Source organism: Micromonospora sp. HB375 (genome assembly GCF_017872985.1).
Lineage (GTDB): Bacteria > Actinomycetota > Actinomycetes > Mycobacteriales > Micromonosporaceae > Micromonospora > Micromonospora chalcea.
In genome coordinates, this window is record NZ_JAGGJO010000001.1 from 2,358,397 (window position 1) to 2,379,619 (window position 21,223).

16 protein-coding genes, 3 pseudogenes and 1 riboswitch are annotated in these 21,223 nt (G+C 73.0%); of the genes and pseudogenes, 10 read left to right on the forward strand and 9 right to left on the reverse strand.

Annotated elements, in window-relative coordinates:
* The first annotated feature begins 16 nt into the window (after positions 1–16).
* The gene (locus tag J3R08_RS11015; protein WP_069089963.1) at positions 17–226 is read left to right on the forward strand and encodes a GTPase activator; all 210 of its coding nucleotides are present in this window, start codon (positions 17–19) and stop codon (positions 224–226) included.
* Positions 227–230: 4 nt separating this feature from the next.
* On the opposite strand, the gene J3R08_RS11020 is transcribed toward J3R08_RS11015, so the two are convergent.
* The 5 genes from J3R08_RS11020 to J3R08_RS11040 all read right to left on the reverse strand — a co-directional run bounded on the left by J3R08_RS11020 (position 231) and on the right by J3R08_RS11040 (position 5,184).
* Positions 231–614 carry a hypothetical protein gene (locus J3R08_RS11020; RefSeq protein WP_209961034.1) on the reverse strand — a complete coding sequence of 128 codons (384 nt, stop codon included), beginning with the start codon at positions 612–614 and terminating at the stop codon, positions 231–233.
* Positions 615–717: 103 nt separating this feature from the next.
* Entirely contained in the window at positions 718–1,347 is a 630-nt protein-coding gene (locus tag J3R08_RS11025; protein ID WP_043330386.1) for a hypothetical protein, read from the reverse strand.
* A gap of 98 nt (positions 1,348–1,445) precedes the next feature.
* Positions 1,446–2,303, reverse strand: coding sequence for an alpha/beta fold hydrolase (locus tag J3R08_RS11030; protein ID WP_069089962.1), 858 nt, complete (start codon positions 2,301–2,303; stop codon positions 1,446–1,448).
* 50 nt (positions 2,304–2,353) lie between these two features.
* Positions 2,354–3,571 (reverse strand): glycosyltransferase, encoded by a 1,218-nt coding sequence (locus J3R08_RS11035; protein WP_064447541.1) that lies wholly within the window; start codon positions 3,569–3,571, stop codon positions 2,354–2,356.
* Positions 3,572–3,972: 401 nt separating this feature from the next.
* Positions 3,973–5,184: a globin domain-containing protein gene (locus tag J3R08_RS11040; protein WP_280841757.1), complete on the reverse strand. Its 1,212-nt coding sequence runs from the start codon at positions 5,182–5,184 to the stop codon at positions 3,973–3,975.
* A 155-nt stretch (positions 5,185–5,339) separates the two neighbouring features.
* Here J3R08_RS11040 and J3R08_RS11045 point away from each other — a divergent pair, with 155 nt between their 5' ends.
* The gene (locus tag J3R08_RS11045) at positions 5,340–5,777 is read left to right on the forward strand and encodes an Rrf2 family transcriptional regulator (protein ID WP_209961036.1); all 438 of its coding nucleotides are present in this window, start codon (positions 5,340–5,342) and stop codon (positions 5,775–5,777) included.
* The gene (locus tag J3R08_RS11050; protein WP_209961038.1) at positions 5,777–6,409 is read left to right on the forward strand and encodes a class I SAM-dependent methyltransferase; all 633 of its coding nucleotides are present in this window, start codon (positions 5,777–5,779) and stop codon (positions 6,407–6,409) included. Before J3R08_RS11045 ends, J3R08_RS11050 begins: the two co-directional genes overlap by 1 nt.
* A gap of 41 nt (positions 6,410–6,450) precedes the next feature.
* Here J3R08_RS11050 and J3R08_RS11055 read toward each other — a convergent pair whose 3' ends face one another.
* Positions 6,451–7,707, reverse strand: coding sequence for a hypothetical protein (locus J3R08_RS11055; protein ID WP_043325125.1), 1,257 nt, complete (start codon positions 7,705–7,707; stop codon positions 6,451–6,453).
* Positions 7,708–7,996: 289 nt separating this feature from the next.
* On the opposite strand from J3R08_RS11055, the gene J3R08_RS11060 reads away from it, so the two are divergent.
* From J3R08_RS11060 to J3R08_RS32710, 4 genes and pseudogenes are all read left to right on the forward strand, one after another.
* Complete coding sequence (locus tag J3R08_RS11060; protein ID WP_176722910.1) at positions 7,997–10,111, forward strand: type IIA DNA topoisomerase subunit B; 2,115 nt, start codon at positions 7,997–7,999, stop codon at positions 10,109–10,111.
* A 32-nt stretch (positions 10,112–10,143) separates the two neighbouring features.
* Positions 10,144–10,770: pseudogene (locus J3R08_RS32700) on the forward strand (DNA gyrase subunit A); the annotation flags it as partial.
* 81 nt (positions 10,771–10,851) lie between these two features.
* Positions 10,852–11,445 (forward strand): annotated as a pseudogene (locus J3R08_RS32705) (LAGLIDADG family homing endonuclease); the annotation flags it as partial.
* A gap of 393 nt (positions 11,446–11,838) precedes the next feature.
* A pseudogene (locus J3R08_RS32710) lies at positions 11,839–13,920 on the forward strand (DNA gyrase subunit A); the annotation flags it as partial.
* A 633-nt stretch (positions 13,921–14,553) separates the two neighbouring features.
* Here the strand turns inward: J3R08_RS32710 and J3R08_RS11070 are convergent.
* From J3R08_RS11070 to J3R08_RS11080, 3 genes are all read right to left on the reverse strand, one after another.
* A complete protein-coding gene (locus J3R08_RS11070) occupies positions 14,554–15,891 on the reverse strand; it encodes a uracil-xanthine permease family protein (RefSeq protein WP_043325123.1) in 1,338 nt (445 codons plus the stop codon).
* Positions 15,892–15,986: 95 nt separating this feature from the next.
* Positions 15,987–16,598 carry an alpha-ketoglutarate-dependent dioxygenase AlkB gene (locus tag J3R08_RS11075; RefSeq protein WP_064447542.1) on the reverse strand — a complete coding sequence of 204 codons (612 nt, stop codon included), beginning with the start codon at positions 16,596–16,598 and terminating at the stop codon, positions 15,987–15,989.
* A gap of 66 nt (positions 16,599–16,664) precedes the next feature.
* Complete coding sequence (locus J3R08_RS11080) at positions 16,665–17,990, reverse strand: polysaccharide pyruvyl transferase family protein (RefSeq protein ID WP_043325122.1); 1,326 nt, start codon at positions 17,988–17,990, stop codon at positions 16,665–16,667.
* A gap of 148 nt (positions 17,991–18,138) precedes the next feature.
* On the opposite strand from J3R08_RS11080, the gene J3R08_RS11085 reads away from it, so the two are divergent.
* From J3R08_RS11085 to J3R08_RS11095, 3 genes are all read left to right on the forward strand, one after another.
* Positions 18,139–19,347 (forward strand): acyltransferase, encoded by a 1,209-nt coding sequence (locus J3R08_RS11085; protein WP_209961040.1) that lies wholly within the window; start codon positions 18,139–18,141, stop codon positions 19,345–19,347.
* 80 nt (positions 19,348–19,427) lie between these two features.
* A complete protein-coding gene (locus J3R08_RS11090) occupies positions 19,428–19,760 on the forward strand; it encodes a hypothetical protein (protein ID WP_064447472.1) in 333 nt (110 codons plus the stop codon).
* 139 nt (positions 19,761–19,899) lie between these two features.
* Entirely contained in the window at positions 19,900–20,664 is a 765-nt protein-coding gene (locus J3R08_RS11095) for a hypothetical protein (RefSeq protein ID WP_064447543.1), read from the forward strand.
* A gap of 300 nt (positions 20,665–20,964) precedes the next feature.
* Positions 20,965–21,105, forward strand: a riboswitch (cyclic di-AMP (ydaO/yuaA leader).
* Positions 21,106–21,223 lie beyond the last annotated feature (118 nt).

A 21,223-nucleotide genomic window follows, 5' to 3' on the forward strand; every position in this document is an offset into this window, starting at 1 on the left:
GGGTACCGCCGGGTTCGTGGACGACCGCGAAGGGGGATCGGTGGAGAAGCGGCGCGACGAGGACGAGCGGGACCCGCGGGCGACCCGGGAGGCCGAGGAGGCGCACGGCGGCAGCATGGCGCCGAGCCTGGTCGACGACACCGGGCACCCGGTGGCCGAGTCACCGGTGCCGGACAACGAGCCGTCCGCGCTCGGCAGCCCGGACGAGGACGGCACCGGCTCCTGAGCTCTCACTGACGCGTCTCCGGACGCATCCCGGTCGCCTCCTCCAGCGCGTTGTCGCCGAGGTCGCCGTCCGCGCGGTCGTCCGGGAACGTCCGCGCCGACGGGGCCGGGTCCGGCGGCGCGCCCGGCCCGGCCTCCGGCGTCCGGGTCGGTTCCATGGTCCCGAACCCGTGCCGGCCCGTCTTCGGGCCGCCCGGTCCGGCCCCGGCCGCCCGGCGTTCACCGAGCCGTCCCTCGGGCACCGCCGTCTCCTCGCTGCCCTCGTCCATCGGGTCGTCGTCGCCCGCGCCCCACGGCGGGTCGGCGTCGAAGCCGCCGGTGCTGCCCCACGGCGCGGCCGACTCCGGCCCGCGCCCGTCGCCCGTACCCGGGCGGTCCCTGCTGGTCATGGTCACCTCACCTTGGCTGCTGGCCACCGGCGTGGCCGGTCCGGTCCCGGTGCACCGCGCGGCCGGCGACCCACCCCGATGTGGGTCGTCGGCCGCGCGGTGGTCAGCGGGTCGCCCCGACCAGGTGACGGCCGGCCGCGCCCACGGCGGCGACCTTGCCGATGTTCTTCGGCGCGGCCATCAGCCCGCCCGCGCGGTCCAGCATGCCCCGGAACACCTGGCCCGGCTTCTGCTGCTCGCCCATGTACGCCGACACCACTACCAGCGCGCCGGTCATCGCCGGCACCGCCCACTGGAGCAGCTTCATCTGCCGCTGGCTGGCGGCGACGTTCGCCGGGGTGTGGTGGTTCGGCTCGGTGGTCCCCTCGACCGGCGGTCCGCCGGCCCGCTCCAGCCGCCTGCCGACCAACCGGCTGTAACCGGTCACCGCCAGCGCGCCGACCGTCAGCGCGGTCTTCACCGCGCTCATCTTCCCCACGCCCGCCTGGCGGGCCATCCGCGGGCTCTCGGTGACCAGCTCACCGACCGCGCCGGCCAGGTGCGCCCCGATCGCCGCCGCGTTGACCGGCGTCCACCGCGCCCACCCGGCCGAGGCCACCGGCAGCCGTTCGGTCGTGTCGTTGATCCGCGCCGCCGCGCCGTTCACGCCCAGCGCCCCCATCAGGGAACCGCCGAACCAGGCCGCCAGGCCCAGGTCGTGCATCGAGCGCAGCGTGGTGTGCCGTTCTGACATCAGATCCCCCTCCGCCGTGTTCGGGCGGTGCGGCATACCCACGATCGGGCGACTCACGCCCGGGCGTGGCTCACCGGCGGGGAGCGTGCCGGCTCGGCTCAGCGGCGGGGGAGCGTGCCCGCGAACGCGGCGATCCGGGCGGCCAGCGGCGCCGACGCGCGTACCCAGGTGAAGTGGTCGAGCGGCGCGCCCGCCTCGGCGACCGTGTAGCGGTGCCGCGTCACCGGTGCGCCGGCCAGCTTCCCGCAGAGGTGGTCGAGCGTCTCGTGCGGCGTGTACTGGTCGTCGTCGACGCTGACCGCGAGCACCGGCGTGCGGATCCGCCGCACGGCGGCCTCCGTGTCCACCCCGTCCAGCGCCGGGAACCGGCCGGTGCGGGCGGTGTGCGCCCAGTCCCGGATCACGCCGGCGGCCTGCCGGCCGCCGAAACCCCAGCCGGGCCAGACGCCGAGCAGCCGCGCCGTCGCGGCGATCCCCTGGGTGTACGGCAGCACGCCCCACCCGCGCAGACCCGGGTACGTCCGCCACCACGGCAGCCCCACCGCCACCAGGGCCAGCCCGTCCACCCGGTCGTCGTCGTCCAGCGCCTGGTGCAGCACCGCCACCTGACCGCCCAGGGAGTGCCCGAGCAGCAGCCGGGTGCGGCCGTCCAGCCGGGGCTTGAGCGCGTCGAGCACGGCGCCGACGTCGGCGGCCATCTCCTGGTAGCCGTACCGGCAGGCGCGCGACGGCGCGGGGGTGCTCTCGCCGGTGCCGCGCAGGTCGGCCACGATCACCGCCAGCCCGGCCTCGCGCAGCGCGGCGGCGAACGGCCGGTAGTAGCGGGCGCGCACACCCATCGCGGGCCAGATCAGCACCACCGGCGCGCCGGGCGGACCGGCCGGCTCCGGGTAGACCTGCACGCCGAGGCGCGCGCCGTCGACGTCCACGAACTCCTGGATGTAGTCCCCGCTCACCCGGATCAGGGTACGGCCCGAACCCTACCGGTGGGTAGCAAGGGGTCGCCTCACGCCACCGCCGGTGCGGGCCGGGCCGCGGTGGTCAGCGCGCCGTAGACGGCGACGAGCTGCTCCGCGCAGCGCCTCCAGGAGTACCGGCTGCGGACGCGGTCGAGCGCGGCGGTGGCGTACGCGAACCGGCGCACGTTGTCGCCGAGCAGCCGCCGCAGCGCGGTGCCCAGCGCGCGGGGGTCACGCGGCGGCACCAGGTCGCCGGTGAGCCCGTCCACCACGCTGTCGGCGATGCCGCCCACGTTCGTGCCGATCACCGGCACACCGCAGGCCATGCCCTCCAGCGGGGTGAGCCCGAACGGCTCGTACCAGGGTGCGGCCACGAGCACGTCCGCCGACCGGTACCAGGCGGCCATCTCCTCGCGCGGCACGCCGCCGAGCAGCCGTACCCGGTCGGCCACGCCGCACGAGTCGGCGAGCGCGGACAGCCGGCGGGCGAACGTGTCGGCGGGCAGCAGGTGGGCCGGCGGGCCGCCGACCACCACGCACTCCGCGTCCGGCACCGCTGGTAGCGCCCGGACCACGTCCAGGAAGCCCTTGCGTTCGACCATCCGCCCGACGGTGAGGATGCGCGGGCGGGCCGGGTCGCGGGGCGCGACCGGGCCGTCCGGGCGGAACACCGCCTCGTTGACGCCGGACGGCACGAGGGCCATCCGGGACCGGGGTACGCCCATCCGGACCAGTTCGGCGACCTCGTCGGAGCACTGCACGACGACCCGGTCCACGGCCCTGCCGAGCGCCCGCTCGTAACCGGCGCGCCCCGGTGGACCGGTGTCCGGCACGCCCTGGTGGCGACGCTTGACCGTGCCGAGCGAGTGGTACGTCAACACGGTCGGCACGCCGGTGCGACGGCTCGCGTGCACGGTGGCCAGCCCGCTCGTCCAGAAGTGCGCGTGCGCCACGTCCGGGGTCCAGCCGCCGCGCCGCCAGGTGTCGGCCAGCCGGCCCCCGAACTCGCCCGTGTGCGGCAGCAGGTCGGCCTTCGGCACCCGCCGCGCGGGACCGGCCGGCACGTGGCACACCTGATAGCCGTCGGGCGCGTCGACCGCCTCGGGCAGCGCGGGGGAGTCACGACGGGTGTAGACGCGGACGTCGTGGCCGGCGACGGTGAGCGCGGACGCGAGTTCCGCCACATGCGTGTTCTGGCCGCCCGCGTCCTCCGCGCCGGGCGCGGCGAGCGGGCTGGCGTGCTGGGAAATCATCGCGATGCGCATGTTCTCGTCCTCCAGGATCCGGTCCCAGTCGGCGAGGAATCGGTCCGGACCGGACCGCTTCCTCGCCACCTCGCGTGCCCGTGCGCCGAGTCGGTACGCGGCGTCGGCGCCCTCGGTCAGCCGGCGCGCCGCCTCCACGAGCGTGTCGACGCGGGTGGCCGGCGCCCCGGCTTCCGGTGGGACGGCGTCCACCGCTTCCGTGGGGGCCGGAAGATCGCGTTGATGCCGGGGACGCGCATGGAGGCACCCGTACCCTCGGCTTGCGCCCCTAACCAGGAGATCGTCGACTTCTCCGCGCGCCGCCCGCTCCGCTGTGGAGGCTCGCGGCCCTGGCCAGGGCGTCGACGCGTGCCCCCGTACCGAAGAACGGGTCCACGGAGGTCCTGTTTCGCCGCCGGGCGTCAGCCCGGCAGCATCCCCGGGCCGAACACCTCGTAGGCGATCCGCTCGCCCGGCACGCCCCGGCGCAGCAGGTTGGCCCGGACCAGGTTCATGAACGCCACCGGGCCGCACAGGTGCGCGGTCACCCCGGCGGGCAGCGCGAGCCGGTCCGGGTCGATCAGTCCGGCGGACACCTCGGCCTTCAGGCCGGGCAGGTCGGCCCCGGCGGCGTCGAGATACCAGAGGTGGAGGACCAGGTTCGGCAGCCGCTGCTGCAGCGCGGGCAGTTCGTGGCGCAGCGCGTGCGCCTCGGCGGCGCGGTCGGCGTGCGCCAGCGTCACCCGGCGTCCCGGATCCCGGTCGGCCAGGTGGGCCAGCGCCGCCATCGCCGGGGTGAGCCCGATCCCGGCGCTGACCAGCAGCAGCGGCCCGTCGCCGCCGGCCGCGTCAACCTCGCCGAACGCCGGGCTCAGTCGCAGCGTGTCGCCGACCGCGACCCGGTCGTGCAGGTGACCGGAGACCATTCCGTCGGGCGCGCCGCCCTCGCCGCGTACCCGCTTCACGGTGATCCGCCACTGGTCGGCGCCGGGACGGCCGGAGAGGCTGTACTGGCGGATCTGCTGTCCCCGGCCGCCGTCCAGGTCGACGGCGACCGAGACGTACCGGCCGGGGGTGAAGCCGGGCGCGGCGCCGCCGCCGGCCGGCGCGAGGGTGAGCGAGACGACGTCGGCGCTCTCCCGGGTCCGGCCGGTGACCCGCCAGTCCCGCCACACCGGACCGCCCTCCGGTACGCCGGCGTCCGCGTAGAGCCGCGCCTCGCGGGCGATCAGCTCGCAGGCCAGCAGCCAGTAGACCTCGTCCCAGGCGGCGGCCACCTCCGGGGTGACGCCGTCGCCGAGCACCTCGGCGACGGCGGCGAGCAGGTGCCGGCCGACGATCGGGTACTGGGTGGCGGTGATGCCGAGGGAGGCGTGCTTGTGCGCGATCCGGTCCAGGACCGGCCCCCACGGCATGCCGCCGTCGCCGGTCAGGTGCGCCGCGTACGCGACCACCGCCGAGGCGAGCGCGGCCTTCTGCGCGCCGGTGGCCTGGTTGCCCCGGTTGAACAGGTCCAGCAGGTCCGGGTGGGCGTCGAACATCCGCTGGTAGAAGCGGCCGGTGATGGCCTCGCCGTGTGCCCGCACGACGGGCAGGGTGCCGGTCACGATCGCTGCTGAGGATTCCGTGAGCACTACCGAATCTCCTTCCGGGGCTCGAACAGGTCGATCCCCACGAAACAGGATTTCTGGATTCCTCTTTTAGGGTCGAAGGTCCCGGGAGTGCGGTGGCATGGGTCACCGTGAATCTGCCTGTGTCGCCGAGGGCACCGAATGGCTAGGGTCGGTGCGTGAGGCTCAACCGGTCGACAGACATGGCGCTGCGGATCGCCATGCTCACCGCCGCGTCCCCGGTCCGGGCCACAGTCGACGAACTCGCCACCCGGCTCGCGCTGCCCCACAGCCACGTCGCCAAGGTGGTGCAGCGGCTGCAACGCATCGGCGTCCTGGTCACCATCAGAGGCCGCTCCGGCGGCGTCGCCTTCGCCGAACACGCCGGTGACCTCACCGTCGGCCAGGTGGTCCGCGCCTTCGAGGGCGACGGCGAGGTGGTCAACTGCGCGCAGCCGGTCTGCCCGCTCATCGCGGAGTGCCGGCTGCGCGGCGAGCTGCGCCGCGCCCAGGCCGCCTTCCTCGCCGTGCTCGACGGCGTACGCCTCGGCGACCTGGTCGACGGATCCGCCGGCCCGCTCCTGCTCAGCCTCGGCGCGCCACCGGCCGGTCGCTGATGGCCGTCTCCCATCCGATCTTCGCCCGGCTCTTCGCCCGCGCCAGCGTCGCCATGGACCAGGCCGGCGTGGCCGGGCACCGGGCCCGCCTGGCCGCCGGGCTGCGCGGCCGGGTGGTCGAGGTCGGCGCCGGCAACGGGCGCAACCTCGCGCACTACCCGGCGAGCGTGACCGGCGTGCTCGCCGTCGAGCCGGAACCCCACCTGCGCGCGCTGGCCCACGCCGCCGCGCCGGGCGCCCCGGTCCCGGTCACCGTCGCCGCCGGGCTGGCCGAGGAACTGCCGGTCGCCGACGGCGCCGCCGACGCGGTGGTGGTGTCGCTGGTGCTCTGCTCGGTGCCGGACCAGGCGGTCGCGCTGCGCGAGGCGCGGCGGGTGCTGCGGCCCGGCGGCGAGCTGCGCTTCTACGAACACGTGGTGGCCGCCACGCCCGGCCTGCGCCGGGCCCAGCGCCTGGCCGACGCCACGCTCTGGCCGCTGTTCTGCGCCGGCTGCCACACCGCCCGGGACACGGTGGCCGCGATCCGCGCCGCCGGTTTCGAGGTGACCGCGCTGGACCGCTTCCGCTTCCCGCCGACCGGGCTGCCGGCCCCGGCCTCGCCGCACGTGCTCGGCGCCGCGATCCGGGCCTGACGCCGGACCGGGCCGGTTCGTCCCGGCCCGGTCCGGCGTGCTCAGCTCACATTCACCGTGCCGTCCGGGGCGCGGACGCAGGAGACGGTACGGGCGCCGGTGGCCGCCGCCCCGGCCAGGCACCGGCCGAGCACCTTGTGCCCGGCGGCGTTCGGGTGCCACGACTCCTGGCAGGTCTGGAAGTACGTGCCGCAGGCGTTGGCGATCCGCTGAATGTCGAGCTTGTCGAACCCGGAGAGACTGGTGACGAACGTGCCGGTCGGGCCGTCCATCAGCCGGATCGGCGTGGCCAGGGCGTTGCCCGGGCTACCGGTCGACTCGCAGAGCCGGGCCCCGTCGAACGCGCGCTGCACGTTCAGGTAGACCAGGTCGTCCTGCGGGAACTCGTTGGCGAGCGTGCCGCGCACCGAGCTGACCAGCGTGCCGAGCCCCTGCGAGAAACGGTGCCCGGGCGCCAGGCTGGCCCGGTGGATCGGGCACCCGGCCGCGTACCGCTCGGCGCCCAGCGCGCGGAACTTGTCCCGGGTGTCGTCCCGGCTGTCCTCGGTCCAGTAGCTCTGCTCCAGCTCGAACGGCAGCGGGTTGGTGTAGTCCTGGAACACCACCCGGTGCTGGCCGTCGGCGTCGATCTCGTCCAGCGTGGTGAGCAGTTGCCGCAGCGCCGTGGTGGTCTCCGCGGTGGCGGCGGCGAACTGCGCGGCGGTGCCCAGGTCGGCGTCGGTGCACGGCTTCTGCTCCACCGGCCCGCCCAGGTACGCCCAGAACTCCCACCAGCCGGTCCAGGCGTCGGCGATGAACCGGTTGGCGCACTTCTCCGCCACGCTGCCGAAGGTGAACGAGCTGTTGTTCGAGCCGAGGCCGACGAGCACCAGGTCGATGTCGTGGGTCCGGGCCACCGACCGGAGCTGGTCGAGCTGGGCGGCCACCTGCCGTCCCTTGGCCCGCGTCGACGAGGCGTTCGCGATGTCGTACGGCTGGCCGCCCGAGCAGGCCAGGTTGAACCGCGCGGAGATGCCGGGCAGGTTCGCCTGGAACAGCGAGGCGTTCGGCGATCGGTGGCAGAAGTAGGCGTTGGCGTTGGCGGCGGACCAGCCGGGGAAGCCCTGGGCCACCCCGTTGACGTCCACCACCGGCGCGTACGCCCCGGCGCCCTCGCCGCTGATGAAGCTGTCTCCCAGCGCCACCGCGGCGGTGGGCAGCGCGGCGGCAGCCGGCTGGGCGGGCGCCGCGGCGGCGGGTAACGCCACCGCGGCGAGCGCCAGCGCCGCCGCGAGCGCGGAACGACGGAACACGGACATGCCCGACCTCCCAGACATCGAAACGTGAAAGATTCTTTGGGATGGCGATCAGATCACGCGCGTGTGACGGGCGTCAATGCCCTGACACCTGTGACGGGTCGCCGGGGAAGACATCGGGCGTGCGGATCGTTGTGCCGCCTGGACGCCCCGTCCGCCCGCCGGACCGCCGTACGCGGCGGCGGCGCGGACCCGGCCGCGAGGCCGATCGCGCAACGCACCGCCCCGGTACCGCCGACCTGTCAGGGCATCCGGCTAGGCTCGCTCCGGCGCGCCGCGCCCGGCGATCATCGTGGGGGAGTCACACGGTGAACGGCACCACACCGCCGAGACCTGGGAGTACGACCAGTTGACCGCACAGCCTGAGACCCTCTACGGGGCCGACGACCTGACGCACCTGGAGGGCCTCGACGCCGTCCGCAAACGCCCCGGCATGTACATCGGCTCGACCGACAGCCGTGGCGTGGGTCACCTCGTCAACGAGATCCTCGACAACTCGACCGACGAGGGTGTCGCGGGTCACGCCACCACTGTCGACGTGATCCTGCACGCCGACGGCTCGGTCCAGGTCGACGACGACGGCCGCGGCATCCCCACCGACGTGCACGCCAAGTCCGGCATCTCCGGCGTCGAGCTGGTGCTCACCCGCCTGCACGCGGGCGGCAAGTTCGGTGGCTCCGGCTACAAGACCTCCGGCGGCCTGCACGGCGTCGGCGCCTCCGCGGTCAACGCCCTGTCCCGCCGCTTCGACGTCACCGTCCGGCGCGGCGGCAAGATCCACGCGATGTCGTTCCGCCACGGCGTGCCGGGCGTCTTCGACGGAGCCGGCCCCGACGCGCCGTTCACCCCCGGTCCCGGCCTGCAGATCGTCGGCGCGATGAAGCGCGGCCAGCGCACCGGCACCTCGATCCGCTGGTGGCACGACCCCCGCTACTTCGAGACCGGCGCCGCGCTCGACACCGAGGCGGTCCGGCTCAAGCTGCGCAACACCGCCTTCCTCGTCCCCGGCGTGGCCTACCGGCTGCGCGACGAGACCGGCGAGGAGCCGGTCGAGGAACGCTTCCACTTCCCCAACGGCCTGACCGACATGGTGGAATACCTCGCCCCGGCCGGCGACCGTCCGGTCTCCGGCACGCTGCTGGTCACCGGCGAGGGCACCTACCGGGAGAACGCCGCCGACGCCAACGGCGTCATGCAGTCCAACGTGCAGCGCCGCGCCGAGGTCGAGGTGGCGTTCCGCTGGGGCACCGGCTACGAGCGCACCGTCGAGTGCTTCACCAACACCATCCGCAACGCCCACGGCGGCACCCACCGCAAGGGCTTCGAGCGGGCGCTGGCGCGTACCCTCGCCGACGCCGCCCGCAACGCCCGCGGCCTGCTCAAGCCCAAGGAGGACGCGCCCACCCTGGACGACGTCCTGGAGGGCATGACCGCCGTGGTGCACGTGCGCATCCCGGAGCCGCAGTTCACCTCGCAGACCAAGGACGAACTGTCCACCGCCGGCATCACCAAGGTGCTCCAGGGCCTGATCGAGGCGCACCTCAAGAGCTGGCTGGACGACCGGCGCACCAAGGCCGAGGCCCGGACGGTGCTCCAGAAGATCGTCGACGCGGCCCGGGTACGGCTCACCCAGAAGCAGCAGAAGGACGCAGCCCGCCGCAAGACCGCGCTGGAGGGCGCGGCCATGCCGGCCAAGCTCGTCGACTGCCGGGCCGCGGGCATCGAGAGAAGCGAACTGTTCATCGTGGAGGGGGACAGCGCCCTCGGTACAGGGCGCCTCGCGCGGTCCTCCGAATACCAGGCGCTGCTGCCGATCCGCGGCAAGATCCTCAACGTGCAGAAGGCCAACCTCCAGCAGGTGCTGGACAACGCCGAGTGCGCCGCGATCGTGCAGGTGCTCGGCGCCGGCTCCGGCCGCACGTTCGACCTGTCCTCCCTGCGCTACGGCCGGGTCCTCATCATGGCCGACGCGGACGTCGACGGCGCGCACATCCGTACCCTGCTGATCACGCTGTTCGCCCGCTACATGCGGCCGCTGATCGAGGCCGGGCGGCTCTTCGCGGCGATGCCGCCCCTGCACAAGATCACCACGAAGGGGCGCAACCCGCAGACCGTCTACACCTACACCCAGGCGGAGATGGAGGCGACGGTCCGCAAGCTGGAGAAGGCCGGCAAGCAGATCGTCACGCCGATCCCGCGCTTCAAGGGCCTCGGTGAGATGGACGCCGACGAGCTGTGGGAGACCACCATGAACCCGGCCACCCGGGCGGTCCGCCGCATCACGCTCGACGACGTCGACGCCGCCGAGCGGATCCTCGAACTGCTCATGGGGGAGAAGGTCGAGCCCCGCCGCAACTGGCTGATCGACTCCGCCGACCGGGTCGACCGCGACGCCATCGACGCCTGACCAACGGGTTCGTCTCGGAAGGAAACCGCACCATGGCACGCCGCAAGGACGACCGCGCGAAGGCGGATCTGGCCGCCTTCGACCAGGCCGGCGCTCGCGTCTTCGACAACCCGCTGGTCACCGAGGTCTCGGACTCCTACCTGGAGTACGCGTTCTCGGTCATCCACTCCCGCGCGCTGCCCGACGCGCGCGACGGGCTCAAGCCGGTGCACCGGCGGATCCTGTGGTCGATGTACGAGCAGGGCCACCGGCCGGACCGCGGCCACGTCAAGAGTGCCCGAATTGTCGGGGATGTGATGGGAAAGTACCATCCGCACGGCGACACTGCGATCTACGACGCGATGGTGCGGCTGGCACAGGACTTCTCGCTCAACGTCCCGCTCATCGACGGGCACGGCAACTTCGGCTCGCCGGACGACGGCCCGGCAGCGGCGCGCTACTGCGTCGTGGGTGACACCCGGATCCGCCTGGCCGATGGCAGCAGCCCACGGATCGGTGATGTGGTCGACCTGCCGCCGAACAGCGAGGCGGAGGCCGATTTCGAAGTCCTCGACAAGGACGGCAAAGCGGTTCGCGTCAACAAGGTCTTCAACTCGGGCGTCCACCCGACGCTCCGGATCACGACTGAGACCGGATTCTCCCTCCGTGGTAGTGAGAATCATCTGGTTCTCTGCCTCGAAGCTCCGGTGGGTGTCCCTGTCTTCCAGTGGCGTCGGCTCGACGAGGTGACGCCGGGCTCGGTGGTCTGTATCGCGCGGAACGCATGGAAGCAGGTCGTCCCCACCGCTCGCGAATACATGCTCGGCGTGCTCGGTGGCGCCTGGGTCTCTGAAGGCTTCGCGAGCGAGTCGCGGGCAGGATTCAGCAATACCGATGAGCATTTCTTCGGCGAGGTCCTGCATGCCTACGACCAGGTCGTGGGTGGACGACGCTACGTCAGCGACCGGCACACGCGCCGAGACCGTCGCCGCATACACGAACTTGACGTCCAGGACGTCGCCGGCGGGATGGAAGCCTTCCGGGCGAGCCCACTCGCCGAGCTGATCGGTCACCAGGCGAGGGACAAGTTCGTGCCGGAGTTCGTCTGGGCAGGGGGGTGGGGCATCAAGCGGGCCTTCCTGATGGCCCTCTTCGAAGGCGACGGCGGAGTCCGCGTCGCCAACAGCAGCTTCACCATCCAGTACACCAGCTACAGCGAGCGTCTGACTCGGGAGGTCCAGGAACTGCTCGCGGAGTTCGGCGTGATCGCCTGTCGACGCCACTACACCCGGCCCAGTGGCTCGGTGGAGCACCGCCTGGTGGTTTCCGGGACGCGAAACATCAGGGCTTTCGCAACTCGTGTCGGCTTCCTCCGTACCAAGCAGGCGGTGCTGGCCAAGATGCTGCGGCATGCGCCGCTGCGCCCGCATCGGCTTAGTCAGGACCACGTCCCCTTTGTGGCCGACTACGTGCGCAGCAGCATCGACTTCGATCGTCGGGGCAGCGGACGCAAGTGGCTCACCAGCCACAACTTCGATCGTGTCGAGCGGTGGGAAACCGAACGACTCCGCATCATCGACCGCATCAAGGACACCGAGATCCTTGCCACGATCCTGCCCGTGATGGATGCGGGCTATCGGTACGAGAAGGTCGTCGCGGTCTCGCCCGACGAGCCGGCGGAGGTCTATTCCGTTCGAGTGGAATCCGCCGACCACTCCTTCCTGGCCGGTGGCTTCGTCAACCACAACACCGAGGCCCGGATGTCCCGGGAGGCGATGCTGCTCACCGGCGAACTGGGTGAGGACACCGTCGACGTCGAGCCGAACTACGACGGCTCGCTGACCCAGCCCACGGTGCTGCCGGCGGCGTTCCCGAACCTGCTCGTCAACGGCGCGTCCGGCATCGCGGTCGGCATGGCCACCAACATGATCCCGCACAACCTCGGCGAGGTCGTCCAGGCCGCCCGCTGGCTGATCAACCACCCGGACGCCACGCTGGACAAGCTCATGGAGTTCGTCCCCGGCCCCGACTTGCCGACCGGCGGGCTGCTGCTCGGCCTGGACGAGGTGCGCCGTGCGTACGAGACCGGGCGCGGCGTGGTGCGCATGCGCGGGCGGGTGGAGATCGGCCCGCTGGAGGGCAGCCGCGGCCGGCAGGCCATCACCGTCACCGAGCTGCCGTACGGCGTCGGCGCCGAGAAGGTCATCGCGGCCATCACCAACGAGGTGAACAAGACCAAGCGGCTGACCGGCATCGCCGACGTCAAGGACCTCACCGACCGGGAGAACGGCACCCGGCTGGTGGTGGAGTGCAAGGTCGGCGTGAACCCGCAGGCGCTGCTGGCCGACCTCTACCGGCTCACCCCGTTGGAGCAGTCCTTCGGCGTGAACAACCTGGTGCTCGTGGACGGGCAGCCGCGCACGCTCGGGCTCAAGGAACTGCTCGACGTGTTCCTGGCGCACCGCTACGAGGTGGTGACCCGGCGCAGCGCGTACCGCAAGCGCAAGCGGGAGGAACGCCTGCACCTGGTCGACGGCCTGCTGATCGCCCTGCTCGACATCGACCGGGTGGTCAAGCTGATCCGCGCCAGCGAGGACGCCCAGGCCGCCAAGGACGGCCTGATGCAGAAGTTCAAGCTCTCCGAGATCCAGGCGAGCTACATCCTGGACACTCCGCTGCGCCGCCTGACCAAGTACGACCGGCTGGAGCTGGAGGCCGAGCAGGAGAAGCTGCGCGGCGAGATCGCCGAGCTGTCGAAGATCCTGGACGATGACAAGGTGCTTCGGAAGGTCGTCTCCGACGAACTGGCCGCCGTGGTCAAGCAGTTCGGCGCGCCGCGGCGCACCACGCTCGTCGACGGCGACCTCAAGGAGGTGCTCGCCGCCTCGGTGCCGGCCGGCCCGCTGGAGGTGGCCGACGACCCGTGCCAGGTGATCCTCTCCGCCACCGGGCTGGTGGCGCGGACCGCGGCCGAGTCGGAGGAGGCCGCCGAGGCGCGCCGGCGCAGCGGCCGGGTCAAGCACGACGCGGTACGCGCGATCGTGCACTCCACCGCGCGGGGCCGGGTGCTGCTGGTGACCAGCGCCGGTCGCGCCTTCAAGATCGACGTGTTGCCGTTGCCGGTGCTGCCGGAGCAGTCCGGCACGGTGTCGCTGCGTGGCGGCATGTCGGCTGCGGAACTGGTGCCGCTGGAGCCGGGCGAGACGGTCGTCGGGCTGGCCCCGCTGGGGTCGTCCGCGCAGGGGTCCCCCGGGCTGGCGCTCGGCACCCGGGCCGGCGTGGTCAAGGTGTGCGCGCCGGACTGGCCGGTCCGCTCCGACGAGTTCGAGGTGATCTCGTTGCGGGACGGCGACGAGGTCATCGGCGCGACCTGGCTGACCGACGGCGCCGAGACACTGGCGTTCGTCTCCTCGGAGGCGTCGCTGCTGCGCTTCGCCGCCTCGGTGGTGCGCCCGCAGGGGCTCAAGGGTGGCGGCATGGCCGGCATCAACCTGCCCGCCGGGGCGCGGGCGGTGTTCTTCGGCGCGATCCGCACCGACGACACGGCGCACGGTGAGCCGATGGTTGTCACCTCGACCGGCGCCACGGTGAAGGTGACGCCGTTCAAGGCATACCCGGCGAAGGGCAGGGCGACCGGCGGCGTGCGCGCGCAGCGGTTCCTCAAGGGTGAGGTGGAGCTGTCGGTGGCCTGGATCGGCCCGCGGCCGGTGGGCGCGACCGCCACCGGCGACCCGGTGGACCTGCCGCCGGCCGATCCGCGACGGGACGGCTCCGGTTTCGCCGTGATGCTGGGCCCGACGGTGGTGGGTCACCACATCGACCGCGACTGACGAGCCGGCTGGGGGAGGGCGGCGGGAGACCGCCCCCTCCCGCCCCGACGCGTTGATCAAGGAGTTTGCGGACTCTTCGCGTCCTCTGCAGTCCCTAAACTCCTTGATCACCGAGGTGAGCGCGTCAGCGGACCGGGCACCCGGAGCTGCTGACGGGATCCGTGCGCTCGTGTGCCCGGCTGCACCCCCATCGCGCGTTGATCAAGGAGTTTGCGGCCTTTTCGCGCTCTCTGCAGTCCCTAAACTCCTTGATCAACGCGCCCGGGCGCTCCGGGGGCAGGGCTGCCCTAGGGTAATGGGGCACATTCCGGGTGTTTTGGCGGAAGACCTCGGCCCTGCACGGTCGATCATGAGGTTAGCGGCGACAAAACGGACACCGGGCGCCGCTAACCTCATGATCGACGTGGTTGAGGGCTGGCTGGCCCTGGCTGCGAGGGCGTCGGGCCGCTGGGGCACCCGCGCGATCTTGCACTTCGGGCCCTCTGGGTGTCCCGCTCGCGTGGGCCGGCCTCAATCGCGCGCAAAATGGTCCGTTGATCATGAAGTTGGCGGGTGTGAGTCGGACAATTTGCGCCGCTAACTTCATGATCAACGAAGCCGGGCCGGGCGGAAGGGGAGGAGGGGTGGGCGGGGTCAGAGTTCGGGGTCGGGGGACTGGCGGGACTCGGGCGTGGTGCCGCGCAGCCGCGCGATCAGGCGCATGCCGTGGTAGATGATCAGGGCGGCCGCCGTGCCCAGCGCGATGCCGTTGAACGACAGGTCACCGGCGGTCAGCGTGTAGTTGGCGGCGCCGATGATCACCGCCACCGCCGCGGTGAACAGGTTGATCGGGTCGTGGAAGTCGACCCGGCTCTCGATCCAGATCCGGGCGCCCAGGATGGCGATCAGGCCGTACAGCGCGGTGGTGGCGCCGCCGAGCACGCCGGCCGGGACGGTGAGGATCAGCGCGCCGAACTTCGGGCACAGGCCGAGCAGGATCGCCGTGCCGCCGGCGATCCAGTACGCGGCGGTGGAGTAGACGCGGGTCGCCGCCATCACGCCGATGTTCTCCGCGTACGTGGTGGTGCCGGAACCGCCCCCGGAGCCGGCCAGCACCGTGGCGACGCCGTCACCGAGCAGCGCCCGGCCCATGTCGCGGTCGAGGTTGCGGCCGGTCATCGCGGCGACCGCCTTGACGTGCCCGGCGTTCTCCGCGATCAGCACCAGGATCACCGGGATGACCAGCACGACGGCGCGCGCGTCGAAGCTCGGCGTGTGGAACTCGGGGAAGCCGACCCAGGCGGCCTGCCGCAGCCCGCGTACGGCCTGCTGGTCGAGGTTGCCGGTCAGCGCGGCGAGCACCCAGCCGACCACCACGCCGACGAGGATCGACAGCCGCGCCACGAAGCCCCGGAACAGCACAGTGGTGAGCAGGATCGCGACGAGCGTGACCACGGCGATCAGCGGCTGCGCCTTCACGCCGGTGCCGGCGCCGCCGCCGTCCCAGGCCACCGGCGCGAGGTTGAGGCCGATCAGCATGACGATCGCGCCGGTGACCACGGGCGGCATCAGCGCGTCGATCCAGCGGGAGCCGGCCACCTGCACCACCACGCCGACGAGCGCGAGCGCGACGCCCGCGACGACGATGCCGCCGAGGGCCGCGCCGATGCCGCCGTCGGTCTTCGCGGCGAGCACCGGCGCGATGAACGCGAACGACGAGCCGAGGTACGAGGGCAGCCGGTTGCCGGTGATCAGCAGGAACAGCAGTGTGCCGAGCCCGGAGAAGAGCAGCGTGGTGGCGGGCGGGAAGCCGGTGATCAGCGGGACGGTGAAGGTGGCGCCGAACATGGCGACCACGTGCTGCACGCCCACGCCGACGGTGCGCGGCCAGGAGAGCCGTTCGTCGGGCGCGACCACGTCGCCGGGGCGTACCTGGCGGCCGTCGCCGTGCAGCGTCCACGGGGACCAGCGGGAGGTGGGGGACTGGGTCATCGGTCGCCCTTCGCGTCATCGGGTGACGGGGGCGTGATCGACCCTGGGAGTTGTTTCTAGCACGTGCCCAGCGGCGATGTGGGCCCGGCCCGGGCTCAGGCGACGCCGGTGGGACGGAACTGGACGCTGACGCGGGGGCCGACCGGGCGGGTGGTCTTCGGTACCGCGTGTTCCCAGGTGCGCTGGCAGGAGCCGCCCATCACCACGAGGTCGCCGTGGCCGAGCGGGAACCGCAGGCTGCCGCCGCCTCCGCCGCGAGGGCGGAGCAGCAGCGCGCGCGGGGAGCCGAACGAGACGATCGCCACCATGGTGTCGGTGTGCGCGGAGCGGCCCAGCGTGTCGCCGTGCCAGGCCACGCTGTCGCGCCCGTCGCGGTAGAGGCACATGCCGGCGGTGACGAACGGCTCGCCCAGCTCGGGCGCGTAGTGCCGGGTGAGCGCGTCGCGGGCCGCGGTGAGCACCGGGTGCGGCAGCGGCCGGCCGGCGGCGTACCAGCAGAGCAGCCGGGGCACGTCGACAGCGGTGTCGTACATGGTGCGGCGTTCGGCCCGCCAGGGCACGTCGTGGCGCAGCGTGTCGAGCACCGCGTCGGAGCCCCGGACCCAGCCGGGCAGGTGGTCGACCCAGGCGCCCCGGCTCAGCTCGTGGCGGCGCACCGCCCCGGCGAGCGGGCCCAGGGTCGGGCCCTGCTCGGCCAGGTCGAGCATCGAAGGCTGGTACGCGACGTCGGGCACGCCGCCGATCGTACCCTGCTTAGAACAGGCGTACGACGATCAGCGCCGCAGCATCCGGCGGACCTTGCCCGGGACGGCCTGCTTGATCCGCTCCCGGAGCTGCTGCGAGCGCAGCGCGTCGATGGTCCCGGTGAGCTTGGCGTTCTCGTCGCGCAGCCGCTCGATGCGGGTCAGCAGCTCGGCCGGCGGGGTGGCGGCAGCGGGCCGGACGGCCGGCGGGAACACCGTCTCGCGGACCCGCTGGTCGAAGCGGGCGGCGCTGTCGTCGTCGTCGAACGAGATGCCGAGGTCGTGCTTGCGCAGGAACGCGGTGATGGTCTCGAAGCGGGCCTTGTGGCCCTCGGTGAGCGCGGTGTAGTCGGCCTCGGCGTAGAGGTCGGCGGCGTCCACGTCGGCCGGCACGTCGCGCATGATCCGGTGCGGGATGTCGAAGTAGCGGGCCAGTTCCAGCGTGCGCGAATCGTGCGCGAACAGGTAGCCGGGCGTGCCGGCGACGAGCGCGGTGATGGTGCCGTGGATGCGGGTGCCGAACGCGAAGTCGTACCCGGAGAGGTGGTCCATCCAGGTCCACGGGTCGACGAACATGCGCACCTTGTCCTCGACGAACAGTGGGTGCGAGGTGTGCAGCGGGATGTCGCTGCTCTGGCCGCGGTGCTCGGGCGCGTCGCCGTAGAGCAGGGTGCCGAGCGTCCGCAGGTCCTGGGGCACGTAGCACAGGTTCGGGTAGCGCTCGTGGTGGTGGCGGACCACCGAGGCCATCGAGCGGACGTACGGCGAGATGGTGAGCGCGACCTTCGACTCGGCGGTCAGCTCCGGCTGCTTCTTCGCCAGCTGGAACGTGTCGCCGTGCAGGAACATCGACGGGCAGCCGATCTGCTCCACATCGGAGAAGCCGAGCGTGTTCAGGTAGCTCGCGGTCACCTCGCCGCGTACGCCGATGCTGTGCGACCGGTCCAGCACGGCCTTGCAGAACGCGCGCACCGGCTCGTCGATCGGGCGCAGGTACTCGCGGTCGCCGTCGACGTTCGTCTGCACGCCGACACCGAGCACCACCACCGGGATCTTCAGCCGTTCGATCAGCCGGGTCAGCGGGGCGAGGCGGTGCACGAAGCTGCGACGGAAGGCGTTCGCCAGCGGTACGACGAACACGTCGTACCGCTCGTTGATCTCGTCGGCGAGGCGCGGGTCGGCCGGGGTGCGGGTCGCGGTGATCTCCGCCGCGGAGGTGGCCAGCAGCTTGTGCGCGGCGTGGCTGAAGACCAGGTTTCCGCTGTTGTCCCCGATCCAGTTGCCGGCGAACGTCTCCTCCGGCGTGAGGACGTCGAACGGGCCCTTGCGGGCGCGGAGCAGGATCCGCTGGTGCATCCGGTTCGCTCACCTTCCGTACGGCACGGCGTGCCGGCGGGCGTCGCCCGCGCGTGCAGGAACGGAAATCCTATCCGCCGTCCCTGGGTGACCCGGCGGCCGTCGGCTCGCCGGGAACGTCCCGGTACTCCGGGGTAGGGTGCCCGGAATGACCAGCGCGCCGACTGTCACCCGTGCCCCGCGCCTGCCGTCGCTGACCGGATTGCGGTGGATCGCCGCGCTGCTGGTCTTCGGTTTCCACGCCGGGACCATGGGGATCGTCGCCGAGCCGCACCTGAAGGCGGTGGTGGACAAGGCGTTCAGCCTCGGCCTGTCCGGCGTCGAGTTCTTCTTCATCCTCAGCGGGTTCGTCCTGGTCTGGTCGTACCGGGACGGGGAGCGGGCGTGGACGTTCCTGCGCCGCCGGCTCGCCAAGATCTACCCGAACCACGTGGTGACGTTCGTGGCGGCGCTGGCGGTCGCGGCCTGGTTCGCCGACCCGGTCCTGCCGTGGGCGGCGATCGGCAACTTCTTCCTGGTCCAGGCGTGGATCCCGCTGAACGGCTACTTCTACAGCGTCAACAACGTGAGCTGGTCGCTCTCCTGCGAGCTGGCGTTCTACCTGTGCCTGCCGCTGGTGGTGCCGTGGCTGCGCCGGGCCCGTACCGGGGTGCTCCGGACCGTGCTGGTCGCGGCGCCGCTGCTCATCCTGGCGCTGTGGCCGGGCCAGCAGCTCGTGCCGGAGGAGCAGCGGTGGTGGTTCACCCAGATCTTCCCGGTGACCCGGTCGCTGGAGTTCTGGATGGGGGTGGCCGCCGCCGAGCTGATGCGCCGCCACCGCTGGCGCGGACCGAACCTCGCGGTCGCCACCGGCCTGTTCGTCACCACCTGGGTGGTCGCCGCGCTGTGGATCCCGGCCGAGTTCTGGGCGGCGCTGCTCGCCGTGGCGTACCTGCTGGTCATCGCCGCGGCGGCGGACGCCGACGTGCACGGCCGGCCCACCCCCTGGCGGTCCCGGCCGATGATCTGGCTCGGTGAGGTCTCGTTCGCCTTCTACCTGGTGCACGTGCTGGTCATGGTCACCGTGCTGCGGCTGACCGGGGACTGGGGGACCGGCCTGCCCGGCTGGCGGGGGCCGCTGGCGGTGCTCGGCTTCCTGGTGCTCACGCTCGCGCTGGCCGCCGCGCTGCACCGCTGGGTGGAGGTGCCGATGATGCGCCTGCTCGGCCCGACCCGCCGGGCCCGCGCGGCGTCGCGCGCACCGGCCGTGCCGGCTCCACGCGGGCCCGCCGAGGGCGCGGCCGCCGACGGCGGCGCGCGGTCCGTCTCCGGTCCGGCCGAGGACATCGAGTACGCCGGGCGGCGTCGCCCGGACTGACACGCGCACACGACGGCCGGTCGGTCCGCGACACGCCGTGCGGCGGTGCGTCACTGGGGCTTCGGCGGTAATTTGTACCCGTGCTTCCGATCGCGCTCACCTGCCCCGTGTGGTGGGTGGCGCGCTGGACCGCCCGGATGCTCGCCAGTCTCGCCGTGGTCGTCGCCTGTTCGTTCGGCGCGGCCACGCTGCCGGCCGCCGCCGCCCCGGCCGCGCCAGCCGGCCCGGCGTACGTGAGCACGCCGACCGCCCCGCGACCGGAATCCGACCGCGCCGCCGAGCGGCAGGCCCGTCCCGACGGCGCACCCGCGCCCGCCGCACGGGCCACCGACACGCTCCCGAACGACCCGCAGCCGGTCCCGGCCGGCCGGATCACCGCGCCGGTCGGCCTGCGGGCCCCGCCCGCCCGCTGATCCGCCCACGGGCCGCGCCCGTCACCGCACCCACCGAACGTCATCCCGCACCCGCCCTTCGCCGGCCCGGCGCCCCCGCGCCGCGCCCCGACCGGCCGTGCGGAGTCTCCCGCCAGGTTCTTCCCGTGAGGTGCCGACCATGTCGCAGACCGCTCTCTACCACTTCCTCACCGCGGTCCCCGAGGCCGCCGCCATCTGGTCCTTCCTGATGCTGCTCGCGTTCGGCCTGCTCGCCGCGCTGGTGGCCCGGCCCGAGCGCGACGGCGTCGCCGAGGTAGCCGCCGATCCGGTGGACCAGGACGCCGCGCGCCGCGACGACCTCGTCCGGTACGCCGAGGAGGTGGCGGTGGCCGCCGCCGGGGCCGCCCAGACGGCCCGTCGCCGCCGGGAACGGTGGCTGGCCGCGCAGGACGAGGCGGAACGCGCCTGGACCGCGTACGACGAGGCGGACAGCGCCGCCCGCCGCCTGGCCGGGGCCGCCGCGCTGGCCGCCCCGCGCACCCCGCGCACCCCGGCGGAGTACGCGGCCCGGGAGCGCTGGCTGCACCACGCCGCCATGACGGCGCACTGGCGCGGCGACCTGTCCGCCCGGCAACTCGCCGACGTGCTGGCGCGCCGCAACGGGTGGGACCCGCGCCGGCACCCGGCCGAGCAGGAGATCGTGCTGGCCCGGGCCGTACGGGACCGGCGCCGGACCGGCTGGGAGAGCGCCGCCGAGCGGGAGCGGCAGGCGTGGCGGGACGCCGAACTGGCCGCCGAGGCCGCCCGTACGCTCGCCGCCGAGGCGTACGCGGCCACCCTGGCGGTGCGGCCCGCCCCGGTGTCCCGCGGCGTGGCGACGATCCCCCTGCCGGTCGGCGCGTCCGTCCGCAACGCCCGCTGGCGTCCGGCCCGGGTCGGCTGAGGCGACCGAATTGTTACCCGGAATGTGGTGAGCCGGCTCACCCCCGGCGCCGAAACGGGCGTGGAGCGCAGAACAGGCCAATGAGCCGCGCCATTGCCGGTCACGCGCCCGCCGTCTGTCCCCTTTTCGCCTCCCGGGCGCCGTCACCACCGCTTGTCCCATTGAGTGAAGTGAGTAACCGGCTGTTCCGAAATCCGTTACCGGGGATCATGTTTACGCAGGTGGGAGCGCTTGGCAGGGGCAGTACCCGCCGGTAGTGTCGGCGCGTCCGGTGCGGTACCCGATCGCAGAAGGCGACGCCGCGCCGACCCGCCTAATCGTGTCATCACGAACCGGGGAACCATGAGCACCATCGGGGTGAATCCGCGGCCACTGCCGCGGTAGGGCGTACTTCCCGCCCGAATCCGTCAGCTAACCCGGTCGGCGGCCACGGAAGGAGTCCCATCCTCGTGCCCACCCCTCGATCGTCCCCCCGCCTCCACGGCTCCGCGGTACCCGCGCTCGCCTGACGCGACCGGCAAACCGCCCCTGGGCGCCCGGCATCGCGGGCGTACCCGTT